A 12,315-nucleotide genomic window follows, 5' to 3' on the forward strand; every position below is an offset into this window, starting at 1 on the left:
CAAACGCCAGTCGGTACAGCCATCAGATCATTAAACAGCGTCAGGTCAGCACGACAGCGCCAGGGCGGCAGATTCAGCTCCCTGCGCCAGCCCGAAATCACCACATTGACAGACGGGCCCGTGACGGCGCCCGCCCTCCCTTTTTCTTACAACTCGATACCGAAATAATTTTTGGCGTTATCGAAACAAATATTTTTCACCATCTCGCCCAGCAGTTGCAGGTCGCCCGGCGCTTCGCCGTCTTCCACCCAACGGCCAATCATCTGGCACAGAATGCGGCGGAAATATTCATGACGGGTGTAAGACAGGAAACTGCGGCTGTCGGTCAACATACCGACGAAGCGGCTCAGCAGACCCAACTGCGCCAGTTGCGTCATCTGGCGCTGCATACCGTCTTTCTGGTCGTTGAACCACCAGCCGGAACCAAACTGCATCTTGCCCGGCATACCCTCACCCTGGAAGTTACCGATCATGGTGCCCAGCACTTCGTTATCGCGCGGGTTCAGGCAGTACAGAATGGTTTTCGGCAACAGGTTTTCTTCATTCTGTTTGCTGAGCAGGCGAGAAAGCTCCTGCGCCAGCGGGCGGTCGTTGATGGAGTCGAAACCCACATCCGGCCCCAGCAGGTTGAACTGACGCAGATTGTTGTTGCGCAGTGCGCCGATGTGATACTGCTGCACCCAGCCGCGACGCGCGTATTCAGCTCCCAACCATACCAGCACCGCGGTTTTGAACTGCGCCACTTCCTGTTCGCTCAGGGTTGCGCCGGACAGGCGACGAGCCAGAATGCCATCCAGTGTGGCTTCATCCGCCTCGGCGTACAGCACCACGTCCAGCGCATGGTCAGACACTTTACAACCGTGTGCGGCGAAGTGGTCCAGACGCTTGCTCAGCGCCGCCTGCAGGTCGCTGAAACGGCGGATATCGGTATCAGACACGTCACCGAGTTTCGCCATATAGTCGTTAAAGGTCGCCTGTTCGATATTGAAGGCTTTATCCGGACGCCAGCTCGGCAGTACTTTGATGGAGAAGGTTTTATCTTCAGCCACCGCTTTGTGATGCAGCAGGTCGTCGATAGGATCGTCGGTGGTGCCGACCATTTTTACGTTCATCTGCTGCATGATGCCGCGTGCCGTAAACTCATCACGCTCCAGCAGGTCGTTGGCGCGATTCCAGATGTCTTTAGCGGTAGACGGCGACAACAACGTGCCGGTGATGCCGAATGGACGGCGCAGTTCCAGGTGCGTCCAGTGATACAGCGGGTTGCCGATGGTGTGCGGGACAGTGGCAGCCCAGGCTTCGAACTTCTCCCAGTCGCTGGCATCGCCAGTACAAAAACGCTCCGGTACACCATTGGTGCGCATAGCGCGCCATTTGTAATGGTCACCCTTCAACCAGATGTCATACAGGTTTTTAAAACGATAATTCTCGGCAATCTGCGCAGGCGGCAAATGGCAGTGGTAATCAAAAATTGGCTGATCTGCTGCAAATTCATGGTATAGCCGACGGGCAAACTCGGTATCCAACAAAAAATCTTCACTTAGAAACTGGGGCATGTTCACTTCCTCACACTACATGTGCCAACCAAATACGCTCACAACCACAAAGATATCACACCAATTATCTGCGATAACTGACACCATTAGTGAGGTCATGATCGCAAAAATGGCATAAATCACTTCCAATTATACCATTTTTACGCTTTCACCACGCCAGAACAGCCCGCTCATCTTATTCCCATAATAAAATAATGGTTTTGTGATATCACTCAACCTTTAAATTGGTATGACAAATTATTGTAGCGCTGCCTGATGAGGGGATTCAATCTCACTATCGTCAACAGAGTTGGTATTCCCACCGGAAAACGGTATTTCCACCGGAAAACAATAACGCGCGCGGCGGGATAGCCGCCGCCGCCCGCTAGCTACGCCCGGCTGCAGGGCAACCGGCCAGACAGCAGCTCCCGCAGGTTTTGATCGGGGCGCACCGACGCTTCGTCACTTTCGGCGTGGTCTACACCTACCACGGCAGACTGATAACAGGTTCCGCTGTTGGTAATTACACTCGGAGATATATTTAACATGCGCAAGATCAAAGGATTACGCTGGTACATGATCGGACTGGTAACCATCGGCACCGTTCTGGGCTACCTGACGCGTAACGCAATTGCTGCAGCGGCGCCCACACTGCAGGAACAGCTCCATATCAGTACCCAGCAATACTCCTATATCATTGCAGCTTATTCAGCCTGCTACACCGTCATGCAGCCTGTTGCCGGTTATGTGCTGGATTTGCTGGGTACCAAAGTGGGTTACGCCATGTTCGCCATCCTGTGGGCGCTGTTCTGCGCCGCCACCGCGCTGGCTAACAGTTGGGGTGGTCTGGCTATAGCGCGTGGCGCGGTGGGAATGGCGGAAGCGGCAATGATTCCCGCTGGACTGAAAGCCAGTAGTGAATGGTTCCCGGCGAAAGAACGCTCGGTTGCCGTCGGCTACTTTAACGTTGGTTCATCGATTGGCGGCATGTTGGCTCCGCCGCTGGTCGTCTGGGCCATCATGGCACATAGCTGGCAGATGGCTTTCGTGATCACCGGTATCCTGAGCATGATCTGGGCAATCGGCTGGTTGTATTTCTATAAACACCCAAAAGACCAGAAAAAACTCAGCGAAGAAGAACGCGACTACATTCTTAGCGGCCAGGAAGCACAGCATCAGGTTGGCAACGCCAGGAAAATGTCCGCCTGGCAGATCCTGCATAACCGCCAGTTCTGGGGTATCGCACTGCCGCGTTTCCTCGCTGAGCCGGCCTGGGGAACCTTCAACGCCTGGATCCCGCTGTTCATGTTCAAAGTCTATGGCTTTAACCTGAAAGAAATCGCCATGTTCGCCTGGATGCCGATGTTGTTCGCCGACCTGGGCTGCATTGTCGGTGGCTATCTGCCGATGCTGTTCCAGAAATACTTTAAGGTGAACCTGATTGTTTCGCGCAAAATGGTGGTGACGATGGGCGCGCTGTTGATGATAGGTCCCGGCACCATCGGCCTGTTCACCAGCCCATATGTCGCCATTGCCTTGCTGTGCGTCGGCGGATTTGCCCACCAGTCCTTGTCTGGTGCGCTGATTACACTCTCTTCCGACGTATTTGGCCGTAATGAAGTCGCCACCGCCAACGGTCTGACCGGAATGGCCGCCTGGACCGCCAGCACGCTGTTCGCTCTGGTAGTCGGCGCGCTGGCCGATACCATCGGCTTTAGTCCGCTGTTCGCCGTACTGGCTATCTTTGACCTGCTGGGCGCTGTCGTTATCTGGACGGTACTGAAAAACAACCCGGCTTCCGAAGAGAAAAATGAAGACGCTGGCCTGAAAGCCGCACAGCAACACTAACAGACAAATTTCTGCTTCACATCGTTCATCCGGTATCATAGGAATACCGGATGAACCTTTCCTCTCGATGTACCACAGCAGCTAACTGTGACAGGAGTGTTGGTCGCCACCGGCTGTAGGTGGTATAACAAATCCACTCTGCATATCAGTCTACATTAACGAAATCATCACGAGATAGACGCAGTGACGCACGTTGCCTCAGGAAGCGTCCTCTATCTTAAGAGCAGGCATCATGGCACTGACAGAATCCAGGCGGCTTTACCAGCAGTTAGCCGCAGAATTGAAACAACGTATTGAGAACGGCGTTTATCCGGTAGGAGACAAACTGCCAGCGGAGCGCAATATTTCCGAAGAGATGAATGTCAGCCGTACCGTGGTACGCGAAGCGATTATCATGCTGGAAGTGGAAGGCTACGTGGAAGTGCGCAAAGGCTCCGGCATTCACGTCATATCCAACCAGCAGCGCCACCTGCTGGCCGCTAACGGCAGCGACGCCGACTTTCTCACTGCCGGGCCGTTTGAACTTTTGCAGGCTCGCCAATTGATAGAAAGCAACATCGCGGAGTTCGCCGCCACCCAGGTCACCCGCCAGGACATTATCCAATTGATGGAGATTCAGGAAAATGCCCGTCAGGAAGACCGCTTCCGCGATTCGCAATGGGATCTAAAATTCCACGTACAGGTCGCGCTGGCGACCCAGAACTCAGCCATGGCCACTATCGTGGAAAAAATGTGGAGCCAGCGCATTCACAATCCTTACTGGCGCAAGTTGCATGAACACATCGACGATAAGTCAATCGAAAGCTGGTGCGAAGACCACGACCAGATTCTCAAAGCCTTGATCCGTAAAGATTCCTATGCAGCTAAACTGGCGATGTGGCAACATTTGGAAAATACGAAACAGATGCTGTTCCGCGCTACCACCGATGATTTCGAATTTAACGTTGATCGTTACATGTTTGCCGAAAATCCGGTTGTCCATCTGGATCATCACGCCCGTAGCAAACCCTGAATCTTCTCGTGCAACCGCTGCCTTTGCCCCCACAGTTCGGGGGCAAAAAAAGTCATCCAACGTCGGGTTCTGTCAGCAAGTGTAAAATATGACAGCAATCACATCCTTTCCCCACTAAACAGGTCGTCATACGTTTTCATAACGTGATATTTTCCTATCTCGTCCGCACCGCTTTTGTTACAGTTGGAATAGTTTTTTTACGCTTAATTACCGACAGAGCCACCTGACGGGCAAAAAACAGTAAAGACCATTGCCAGTCAGGAAAAATACGCTGAAAAAGTAAGGTAGGCGCGGCACGCAAGCCACTGGCGAAAACGTGCAGTTCCGGCCAACGCGCCTGCTATTGGACAATGCACCTGCCAACTAAGAAGCATGACGGATATAGGTGCAAAGAAGTTAAAAATGAAAGCGCACACACCTAATGTTCAGTAATGACCGCTCTGTGTACCTGACCTGCCAGGAATGCCGTTAACTGGCCTCAGAAGCACAACGCAGTTTCTCCAACGCCGTAGCACAGGAACCCAGATGGATATCATCAAAGAACTTTTGTATGCACTCTGGCACCAGGATTTCGAGGTCCTGGCCAATCCCAAACTCGTCTGGATGATTTACCTGCTGCTGTTTTTGATTCTATTTCTGGAAAATGGCCTGCTGCCAGCCGCGTTCCTGCCGGGCGACAGCCTGCTGTTTCTGGTTGGAGTGCTTATCACCAAAGGCACCATGAGCTACCCGTTCACCATCACGCTGTTAACCACCGCCGCCGGTCTCGGCTGTTGGGTCAGCTACCTGCAAGGAAAATGGCTTGGAAATACACGGGTCGTTCAGGGATGGTTGTCACATCTTCCTGCACACTATCACCAACGTGCGCACCAGTTGTTCCATCGTCATGGGCTATCAGCACTGTTGATTGGCCGCTTTCTGGCTTTTGTACGAACACTGCTGCCGACCATTGCCGGGCTGTCAGGATTGGACAATGTCCGGTTTCAGTTCTTCAATTGGATGAGCGGCTTTTTGTGGGTCACCAGTTTGGTTTCTCTCGGTTTTGCACTGGGTAACACGCCATTATTCCGCAAATACGAAGAGCTGTTGATGTCTTGTCTGATGCTGCTGCCGCTGGTTTTACTGTGCATCGGGCTGGTCGGCTCACTACTGGTGTTGTGGCGTAAAAAGCGCATGATGGCACGTGACAAAAGGAATTAATTGATGATCTACCCTGGGCTAAAGAAGCCCTCCGCCCGGCGGCGGCTGTTGTTCCTGTTGCCGCTGGTGCTGCTGTTATCTATGTCGTCACGGCACCTGCCGGACGAAGTGACGTTGCACATCTCTCCGCTGCGTCATGGCGTACCTTTGCCGGATGGTTTCTATATCTACCAACGACTTAATGAGAAGGGGATCGCCATCAAGAGCATTACCCCGGAAAACGACAGCATTATTGTGCGGCTCTCTTTACCGGAACAAACCAGCGCAGCCAGAGAAATACTGAGTACCGCGCTGCCATATACCATTGTCATCGCCCAACAGACTCACGGCATCACGCTGTGCGTCAAAAGCTGACGCCAACGCCGCTGTTTACCTGTCGCCAACTGCACCCTTTTCTTTGCCTGCGCACGTTCTCTTTTCGAATTTTCCCGCTGTTCAAGATCGTGGATTATCAGAATTATCTGTAGCCATTCCGCCCACAACAATGAAAATCCGCACTATAGTCAACATTATGATTCATCAGATAAAGGAGCACTCAGATGGCACAAGAATCTGATACTGAACAGCTACGAGCAGAGCTACGTTCCCTGGGAGATACGCTGGAAGAAGTGCTGCGTTCCTCCAGCGATAAATCCAAAGCCGAACTGGAAAAACTGCGCGATAAAGCAGAAGCCGTGCTCAAAGAGTCTCGTGAACGCCTGAATGACACCGGCGAACGTATTACGGCACAAGCCCGCGAAGCTACCCAGTGTGCCGATGATTTCGTACGTAAAAATCCCTGGACCGGGGTAGGCATCGGTGTCGCCGTCGGCGTGGTGTTGGGTTTATTGCTGGCGCGCCGTTAACGCATGGAGACAGAACCGCAACGTCACGGTCCTGGCCGCGCTGCCGTTTCTACTGTGCAACGTATTTTCACCCTTTTGGTCGGCATAGTGGAAACCCGTCTCAGGCTGATGGTGGTGGAACTGGAACAGGAAAAAAACCTGTTTATTCAGTTATTGCTGATGGTCGGGTTGACGTTGTTGTTTACGACGTTTGGCCTGATGAGTCTGATTGCGCTTATCATCTGGAGCCTTGATCCCGCCTTACGTCTGACGGCATTGTGCTGGATTACGGTGACCTTGTTTGGATTGGCATTATTCGGCGGGCTATGGACACTGCAACGCCTGCGCCGCTCCACACTATTACGAGACACCCGTAAAGAACTGGCGGCAGATCGCTCATTGCTGGAGGACGACTCAAAATGAATCGCCGACGGCATCTGGCTGCCGAAAAGAAACAACTACTGCGCCAGATCCAACAACAACGGCTGGATCTGGTTGCGGAGAAAAACCGGTGGCTGGACATCACTGCCCCGTATGATGCCTACTGGCAGAAATGGACGCGGATACGTCGTTATCTGGTGTTAATCCCGCCGATCATCGCCATACTGGGAATACGCCATCCACGTCGGCTAATCAGGTTTACACGCAAGGTAACCGGTATCTGGAACGCACTGAAGCTGCTACGTTCTGTCTTACCAGCGACGCCACGCCAATGACCCGAATGGGGTATTGTTTACCAACCCATCCCCATCGGAGGCCTCCCCCTTCAACCTGATCAGCCCCCATTTTTTCGTTTGTTTGCACGCTATAAAATCAATTTTTCTGACATAAAACAACAATTTTACTCGCTGGCGTCTACACGCCTCCCCCTCTAGTATGCTTTTCATCTGTTACACGAACAGTTAGACAAATCAACGCCGGATGCATCCTTATCGAATATTGCTTCGGCCGCAAACACACTGGAGATATCGATGAAAAATTTTGAGAATGTACTGCTAATGGTTGCCCGTATCCTGCTGCCAATTCTGTTTATTGTTGCTGGTTATGGCAAACTGGGAGCCTCTTACGCCGCGACCCAGCAGTATATGCAAGCGATGGGTGTTCCAGGGGCGCTGCTGCCGTTAACCATTCTGCTGGAACTGGGTGGTGGTCTGGCTGTACTGTTCGGTTTCCTGACCCGTACTACCGCTATTATCACTGCTGTCTTTACCCTGCTGACAGCATTCATTTTCCACACTGATTTCGCCCAAGGCGCTAACCAGCTGATGTTCATGAAAAACCTGTCTATCGCTGGCGGTTATGTTCTGCTGTTCGTCACTGGTCCAGGCGCATTCAGCATCGACCGACTGCTGAACAAAAAATGGTAATAATAATCAGCTAAGCAACACAACCCGATTATCTTATGGCAGTCAACAGTATATTGTTGGCTGCCATCGTCACATTCTGGGAGGACCCGGCTATGGGATTGTTGGTTGACGGTGTATGGCATGATACCTGGTATGAAACCCAGTCATCCGGCGGACATTTCAAACGCCCACAGACATTTTTCCGCAATTGGGTCACTGCTGATGGCGAACCCGGCCCAACAGGCACTGGCGGTTTCAACGCACAAGCTGGCCGTTACCACCTGTATGTGTCGCTGGCCTGCCCATGGGCCCACCGCACGTTGTTACTGAGAAAACTCAAAGGACTGGAACAACACATCGACGTCTCAGTAGTACACCCGTTGATGCTGGACCACGGCTGGACCTTTAATACCGACTTTCCACAGGCCACTGGCGACACGCTCTATCAACACGAATTTCTATACCAGCTTTATCAGCACGCCAAAGCCGATTACAGCGGACGCGTCACCGTTCCGGTACTCTGGGACAAACAGCAGCACACGATTGTCAGCAATGAATCAGCCGATATCATCCGTATGTTAAACAGTGCGTTCGACGGCTGCGGTGCCGCACCTGATGATTACTATCCGTTAGAATTGAAGGGGCAAATCGATGACCTGAACGAGTGGATTTACCATCAGGTTAATAACGGCGTGTATAAAGCCGGTTTCGCCACTACCCAGCAGGCTTACGATGAATCAGTCAGGCTGGTATTTAATGCGCTGAATCGGCTGGAATCGATCCTTGACCGACAACGTTATCTGGCTGGAGATCGGCTCACCGAAGCGGATATCCGTTTGTGGACGACGTTGATCCGTTTTGATCCGGTCTACCACACCCATTTCAAATGTGACCAGCGCCGGATTAGCGATTACCCCAATCTGTATGGTTATCTGCGTGAAATCTACCAGTTACCGGGGGTAGCCGACACGGTGAATCTGGAGCATATTCGCCACCACTATTACCGTAGCCATGGCACGATTAATCCTTACGGCATCATCTCGGTAGGCCCGGATGGGGATCTGGCCGCACCACATGGCCGGGATAAGCGTTACTAAATCTGTAGTGAACGCGCTGTAGTAAACGTACAGACAATTCACCAGGCTATACCTGACAACGCCGTCGGTGGGGAATTCAGCCGACGGCGTTATGCTTTGCCTGCACCATCATCAATGCGCGTTGAATATGCGTGGTATTTCCCGTAAAAACCACGCTTTAGCTTCACCCATACTATCACGACGCCATGCCATGATAATTTGGGCTTCGATGGTATTTTCCGGACTCACGACCCGCAATCGCCCTTCGGCGATATCCTGCGCCACCCGCTCATACGGCATGGTCGCCACCCCCAACCCCGCCAGCAATGCACGCCGTTTATCATCCATTGAACTCACGGTCAGGCGCGGCTGTTTATCCAGTAACTGAACCGTCAGCACTGGACGTTCGCGGGCGGTATCGGCAATCGCAATACCGCGATATTTGATGCGCGTGACTTCCGACAATGGCTCTGGCTCATCATGAATTGGATGATCCGGGCTGGCCACGTACACACTCTTCATTGAATAGAGTTTGCGGGTATTAATTTCCGAAGAGGAACGAAAGTGCATGTCAGGTGCGATAACAATATCTGCCCTGCCCTGCTCAAGCCTCTCCCATGCACCAGCCAGCACCTCAGTCAGCAACGACACCTGAGTGTTAGCCTTCAGCGAAAGTTTATCCAGCAATGGAAACAGGCGCTCAGTCGGCACCAGCGCTTCCATGACGATGGTCAAATGGGTTTCCCATCCTCGTGCGAGCGCTTCAGCATCGGTAGTCAACTTGTCAGCGGCTTCCAGCAGGATACGCCCCCTTTCCAGCAGCATCCGCCCGACGTTGGTGAATTTAGTGCGATGGCCGGAACGATCAAACAGCACCACATCCAGCTCATCTTCCAATTTCTGCATGGTATAGCTCAGGGCTGAAGGCACACGCCCCAGTTCATCGGCAGCGGCGGCAAAACTTCCACGGCGATCAATGGCGTCCATGACCCTTAATGCTTCTAGTGTTAATGCCCGTTCTTTTGCCATTCTCTTACTCATTCAGGATTTTTGAATATACTAACCAGATTAACTGGCTAACAATCCATCGTCCAGACAATTACTATCATTTTATTAATAATTATCAGGGTCAAATGCCATGATCATTAGCAGAGCAGCAGAACAATGCGGCCAGGCTGACTATGGCTGGTTGCAGGCACGTTACACCTTTTCTTTTTGTCATTACTTTGATCCTGAATTACTGGGGTTTGCTTCACTACGGGTTCTCAATCAGGAAGTACTGGCGCCAGGTGCCTCTTTTCAGCCGCGAACCTACCCGCGCGTCGATATTCTGAACATTTTATTGCAGGGCGAAGCGGAATACCGCGACAGCAACGGTAACCATACGCGCGCCAAAGCAGGCGAAGCGCTGCTGCTCGCCACCCAGCCTACTGTCAGCTACAGCGAACATAATGTTGGCAACGACACGCCACTAACCCGGTTGCAGCTATGGCTGGATGCCTGTCCAACGCGGGAGAACCAGTGTCTGCAACGACTCACGCTAGAAGCACAGCGTCCTTATCAATTACTGGCATCACCGGATGAATCAGCTAATGCCCTCCATCTGCGCCAACAGGTCTGGATACATCATCTGAATCTGGCGGCAGGTGAGCAACATAGCCTGACACTGAATGGTAACCGCGCCTATCTGCAATCGATCCACGGTATCCTCAGCATCAATGGCAATATTAGCGCCGCACCCAACGTGTTGCACTGCGGCGACGGCGCGTTTGTCCAGCAGGAAAACCGCCTCACTTTCCGGGCAGAAACCGCCACACGCGCATTACTGATCGATCTGGTGGCTTAGTTGCACCTGCAATAATGTTAAACGCAACTAAAAAACGCCTTCCCTGAACCATTGCTGGCACCATGTCTTATTGGCTGAGGGAGTTCAGAACAACCTTGAAGCCGCCGTCTCGGCGTTTTTGTCCAGTCATGGTAAGATGCCGCCATAATTTCACACTCGCTTCAGGGTTACTGCAATGGACTCAACCAATCCGGACAAACTTGTTGCCCAGGCTGAACAGCTTTGCCAGCAACGCAACGTGCGTCTGACTCCTCAGCGTCAAGAGGTATTGCGATTGATGGCCCAGCAACCTGGTGCTATCAGCGCGTATGATCTGCTGGATCTGCTCCGTGTTTCCGAACCCCAGGCTAAACCGCCTACTGTTTATCGCGCACTGGATTTTCTTCTGGAACAAGGCTTTATCCACAAAGTAGAGTCCACCAATAGTTATGTGCTGTGCCATCATTTCGAAGAGCATAGTCATACGTCGGCGCTATTTATTTGTGATCGTTGTGGGCAAGTGACAGAACGCCAGACAGAAGGTATTGAGGAAACCCTGCACCAGTTGGCGAAGCAGGCGGGCTTTGCCCTACGCCACAGTGTGGTGGAAGCTCACGGCTTGTGTGGCGAATGCCTGAAAGTGGAGTCTTGCGAGCATCGGGACAGCTGTAATCATGATCACAGCATCATGGTGAAAAAACGTTAAATGTGAAAAACGTTAAATGATGGAAAATGCCTGCCGAGTGTGGAGCATTACTTCACACCATTCTTCCGAAATACATTAATCTTCCTAAACACGCTTGTCTGCATCCCACTTCGGTGATCAACCACGTTGTAACGCAACCGGCAAATACAGGCGTTCATCCAGACAAGCTACCTCAATGGGCGGTTGTCATCACCACCCACGATAAGGCGAGCTGAAACAAGGGCATCAGCTCCAGTCACTGTTGCGGATAACACCGACCGCCAAACCTTCAATGGAGAAACTCTGTTCACGCAAATCGACAACGATTGGCGCGAAATCCTTATTTTCTGCCAGCAGTTGCACAATATTACCTTGTTTTTTCAGCCGTTTGACCGTCACGTCATCTTCAATACGCGCCACCACGACCTGACCGTTACGTACATCCTGCGTTTTATGCACCGCCAGTAAATCGCCGTCCAGAATACCGATGTCTTTCATCGACATACCACTTACCCGCAGCAAAAAATCAGCGCTGGGCTTAAACATCGCCGGGTCTACCTGATAGTGACATTCAATATGCTGCTGTGCCAGCAACGGCTCACCTGCGGCAACACGGCCAATTAACGGCAGTCCCTGATCTTCTTCTTCCATCAGCAGACGAATACCGCGCGAAGCACCGGTGACGATTTCAATGACGCCTTTACGCGCCAGCGCCTTGAGGTGCTCTTCAGCTGCATTTGGCGAGCGAAAGCCAAGTTGACTGGCAATTTCGGCCCTGGTGGGCGGCATACCGGTTTGTGAAATATGATCGCGAATCAGATCATAAACCTGCTGTTGTCTGGTAGTTAGCGCTTTCATTCCGCCCCCTGTTTGTTTATACAGTCTCGCTGTGAGTATATACAGGGAAAGTGCCGATGGGAACCGCGATATCACGATTGCACGGATTTTTCTGTGATTATGCAAA

Annotated in this window: 15 protein-coding genes; 11 read left to right on the forward strand and 4 right to left on the reverse strand. The window is 52.1% G+C overall.

Going from position 1 to position 12,315, the window contains the following annotated elements:
* Positions 1-146: 146 nt before the first annotated feature.
* Both uxaC and Dpoa569_RS19665 read right to left on the reverse strand, forming a co-directional pair.
* A complete protein-coding gene (gene uxaC / locus Dpoa569_RS16755) occupies positions 147-1,556 on the reverse strand; it encodes a glucuronate isomerase (protein ID WP_042868456.1) in 1,410 nt (469 codons plus the stop codon).
* 368 nt (positions 1,557-1,924) lie between these two features.
* Positions 1,925-2,083 carry a hypothetical protein gene (locus Dpoa569_RS19665; RefSeq protein ID WP_227983084.1) on the reverse strand — a complete coding sequence of 53 codons (159 nt, stop codon included), beginning with the start codon at positions 2,081-2,083 and terminating at the stop codon, positions 1,925-1,927.
* Here Dpoa569_RS19665 and Dpoa569_RS16765 point away from each other — a divergent pair.
* From Dpoa569_RS16765 to Dpoa569_RS16805, 9 genes are all read left to right on the forward strand, one after another.
* Positions 2,082-3,383: an MFS transporter gene (locus Dpoa569_RS16765; RefSeq protein WP_042868453.1), complete on the forward strand. Its 1,302-nt coding sequence runs from the start codon at positions 2,082-2,084 to the stop codon at positions 3,381-3,383. The two genes, Dpoa569_RS19665 and Dpoa569_RS16765, sit on opposite strands and share 2 nt — an antisense overlap.
* A 232-nt stretch (positions 3,384-3,615) precedes the next feature.
* Positions 3,616-4,395 (forward strand): transcriptional regulator ExuR, encoded by a 780-nt coding sequence (gene exuR, locus Dpoa569_RS16770; protein WP_042868450.1) that lies wholly within the window; start codon positions 3,616-3,618, stop codon positions 4,393-4,395.
* 525 nt (positions 4,396-4,920) lie between these two features.
* Positions 4,921-5,595 carry a DedA family protein gene (locus tag Dpoa569_RS16775; RefSeq protein WP_042868447.1) on the forward strand — a complete coding sequence of 225 codons (675 nt, stop codon included), beginning with the start codon at positions 4,921-4,923 and terminating at the stop codon, positions 5,593-5,595.
* A gap of 3 nt (positions 5,596-5,598) precedes the next feature.
* The gene (gene mzrA / locus Dpoa569_RS16780; protein WP_050569386.1) at positions 5,599-5,949 is read left to right on the forward strand and encodes an EnvZ/OmpR regulon moderator MzrA; all 351 of its coding nucleotides are present in this window, start codon (positions 5,599-5,601) and stop codon (positions 5,947-5,949) included.
* 185 nt (positions 5,950-6,134) lie between these two features.
* Positions 6,135-6,440: a DUF883 family protein gene (locus Dpoa569_RS16785; protein ID WP_042868443.1), complete on the forward strand. Its 306-nt coding sequence runs from the start codon at positions 6,135-6,137 to the stop codon at positions 6,438-6,440.
* Positions 6,441-6,443: 3 nt separating this feature from the next.
* Positions 6,444-6,842 carry a phage holin family protein gene (locus Dpoa569_RS16790; RefSeq protein ID WP_042868440.1) on the forward strand — a complete coding sequence of 133 codons (399 nt, stop codon included), beginning with the start codon at positions 6,444-6,446 and terminating at the stop codon, positions 6,840-6,842.
* Positions 6,839-7,135 carry a YqjK-like family protein gene (locus Dpoa569_RS16795; RefSeq protein WP_042868438.1) on the forward strand — a complete coding sequence of 99 codons (297 nt, stop codon included), beginning with the start codon at positions 6,839-6,841 and terminating at the stop codon, positions 7,133-7,135. The genes Dpoa569_RS16790 and Dpoa569_RS16795 overlap by 4 nt, the downstream gene beginning before the upstream one ends.
* Positions 7,136-7,390: 255 nt before the next feature.
* Entirely contained in the window at positions 7,391-7,786 is a 396-nt protein-coding gene (locus Dpoa569_RS16800) for a DoxX family protein (RefSeq protein WP_042868435.1), read from the forward strand.
* A gap of 92 nt (positions 7,787-7,878) precedes the next feature.
* Positions 7,879-8,862 (forward strand): glutathione S-transferase family protein, encoded by a 984-nt coding sequence (locus tag Dpoa569_RS16805; protein WP_042868433.1) that lies wholly within the window; start codon positions 7,879-7,881, stop codon positions 8,860-8,862.
* 111 nt (positions 8,863-8,973) lie between these two features.
* Here Dpoa569_RS16805 and Dpoa569_RS16810 read toward each other — a convergent pair whose 3' ends face one another.
* Positions 8,974-9,870 (reverse strand): LysR family transcriptional regulator, encoded by an 897-nt coding sequence (locus tag Dpoa569_RS16810; protein WP_042868431.1) that lies wholly within the window; start codon positions 9,868-9,870, stop codon positions 8,974-8,976.
* Between the two features lie 109 nt (positions 9,871-9,979).
* Here Dpoa569_RS16810 and Dpoa569_RS16815 point away from each other — a divergent pair, with 109 nt between their 5' ends.
* On the forward strand, positions 9,980-10,687 hold the full coding sequence (locus Dpoa569_RS16815; protein ID WP_042868429.1) for a pirin family protein: 708 nt from the start codon (positions 9,980-9,982) through the stop codon (positions 10,685-10,687).
* A gap of 175 nt (positions 10,688-10,862) precedes the next feature.
* The gene (gene zur / locus Dpoa569_RS16820; protein ID WP_042868427.1) at positions 10,863-11,372 is read left to right on the forward strand and encodes a zinc uptake transcriptional repressor Zur; all 510 of its coding nucleotides are present in this window, start codon (positions 10,863-10,865) and stop codon (positions 11,370-11,372) included.
* Positions 11,373-11,597: 225 nt separating this feature from the next.
* Here the strand turns inward: zur and lexA are convergent, their stop codons facing one another.
* Positions 11,598-12,209 carry a transcriptional repressor LexA gene (gene lexA, locus Dpoa569_RS16825; protein WP_042868425.1) on the reverse strand — a complete coding sequence of 204 codons (612 nt, stop codon included), beginning with the start codon at positions 12,207-12,209 and terminating at the stop codon, positions 11,598-11,600.
* Positions 12,210-12,315 lie beyond the last annotated feature (106 nt).

The sequence above is a fragment of the Dickeya poaceiphila genome (genome assembly GCF_007858975.2).
Classification (GTDB): domain Bacteria; phylum Pseudomonadota; class Gammaproteobacteria; order Enterobacterales; family Enterobacteriaceae; genus Dickeya; species Dickeya poaceiphila.

Coding starts and splice junctions, on each gene's coding strand:
- uxaC (WP_042868456.1), bottom strand. CDS start 1,556: ATGCCCCAGTTTCTAAGTGAAGATTTTTTGTTGGATACCGAGTTTGCC.
- Dpoa569_RS16765 (WP_042868453.1), top strand. CDS start 2,082: ATGCGCAAGATCAAAGGATTACGCTGGTACATGATCGGACTGGTAACC.
- Dpoa569_RS19665 (WP_227983084.1), bottom strand. CDS start 2,083: ATGTTAAATATATCTCCGAGTGTAATTACCAACAGCGGAACCTGTTAT.
- exuR (WP_042868450.1), top strand. CDS start 3,616: ATGGCACTGACAGAATCCAGGCGGCTTTACCAGCAGTTAGCCGCAGAA.
- Dpoa569_RS16775 (WP_042868447.1), top strand. CDS start 4,921: ATGGATATCATCAAAGAACTTTTGTATGCACTCTGGCACCAGGATTTC.
- mzrA (WP_050569386.1), top strand. CDS start 5,599: ATGATCTACCCTGGGCTAAAGAAGCCCTCCGCCCGGCGGCGGCTGTTG.
- Dpoa569_RS16785 (WP_042868443.1), top strand. CDS start 6,135: ATGGCACAAGAATCTGATACTGAACAGCTACGAGCAGAGCTACGTTCC.
- Dpoa569_RS16790 (WP_042868440.1), top strand. CDS start 6,444: ATGGAGACAGAACCGCAACGTCACGGTCCTGGCCGCGCTGCCGTTTCT.
- Dpoa569_RS16795 (WP_042868438.1), top strand. CDS start 6,839: ATGAATCGCCGACGGCATCTGGCTGCCGAAAAGAAACAACTACTGCGC.
- Dpoa569_RS16800 (WP_042868435.1), top strand. CDS start 7,391: ATGAAAAATTTTGAGAATGTACTGCTAATGGTTGCCCGTATCCTGCTG.
- Dpoa569_RS16805 (WP_042868433.1), top strand. CDS start 7,879: ATGGGATTGTTGGTTGACGGTGTATGGCATGATACCTGGTATGAAACC.
- Dpoa569_RS16810 (WP_042868431.1), bottom strand. CDS start 9,870: ATGGCAAAAGAACGGGCATTAACACTAGAAGCATTAAGGGTCATGGAC.
- Dpoa569_RS16815 (WP_042868429.1), top strand. CDS start 9,980: ATGATCATTAGCAGAGCAGCAGAACAATGCGGCCAGGCTGACTATGGC.
- zur (WP_042868427.1), top strand. CDS start 10,863: ATGGACTCAACCAATCCGGACAAACTTGTTGCCCAGGCTGAACAGCTT.
- lexA (WP_042868425.1), bottom strand. CDS start 12,209: ATGAAAGCGCTAACTACCAGACAACAGCAGGTTTATGATCTGATTCGC.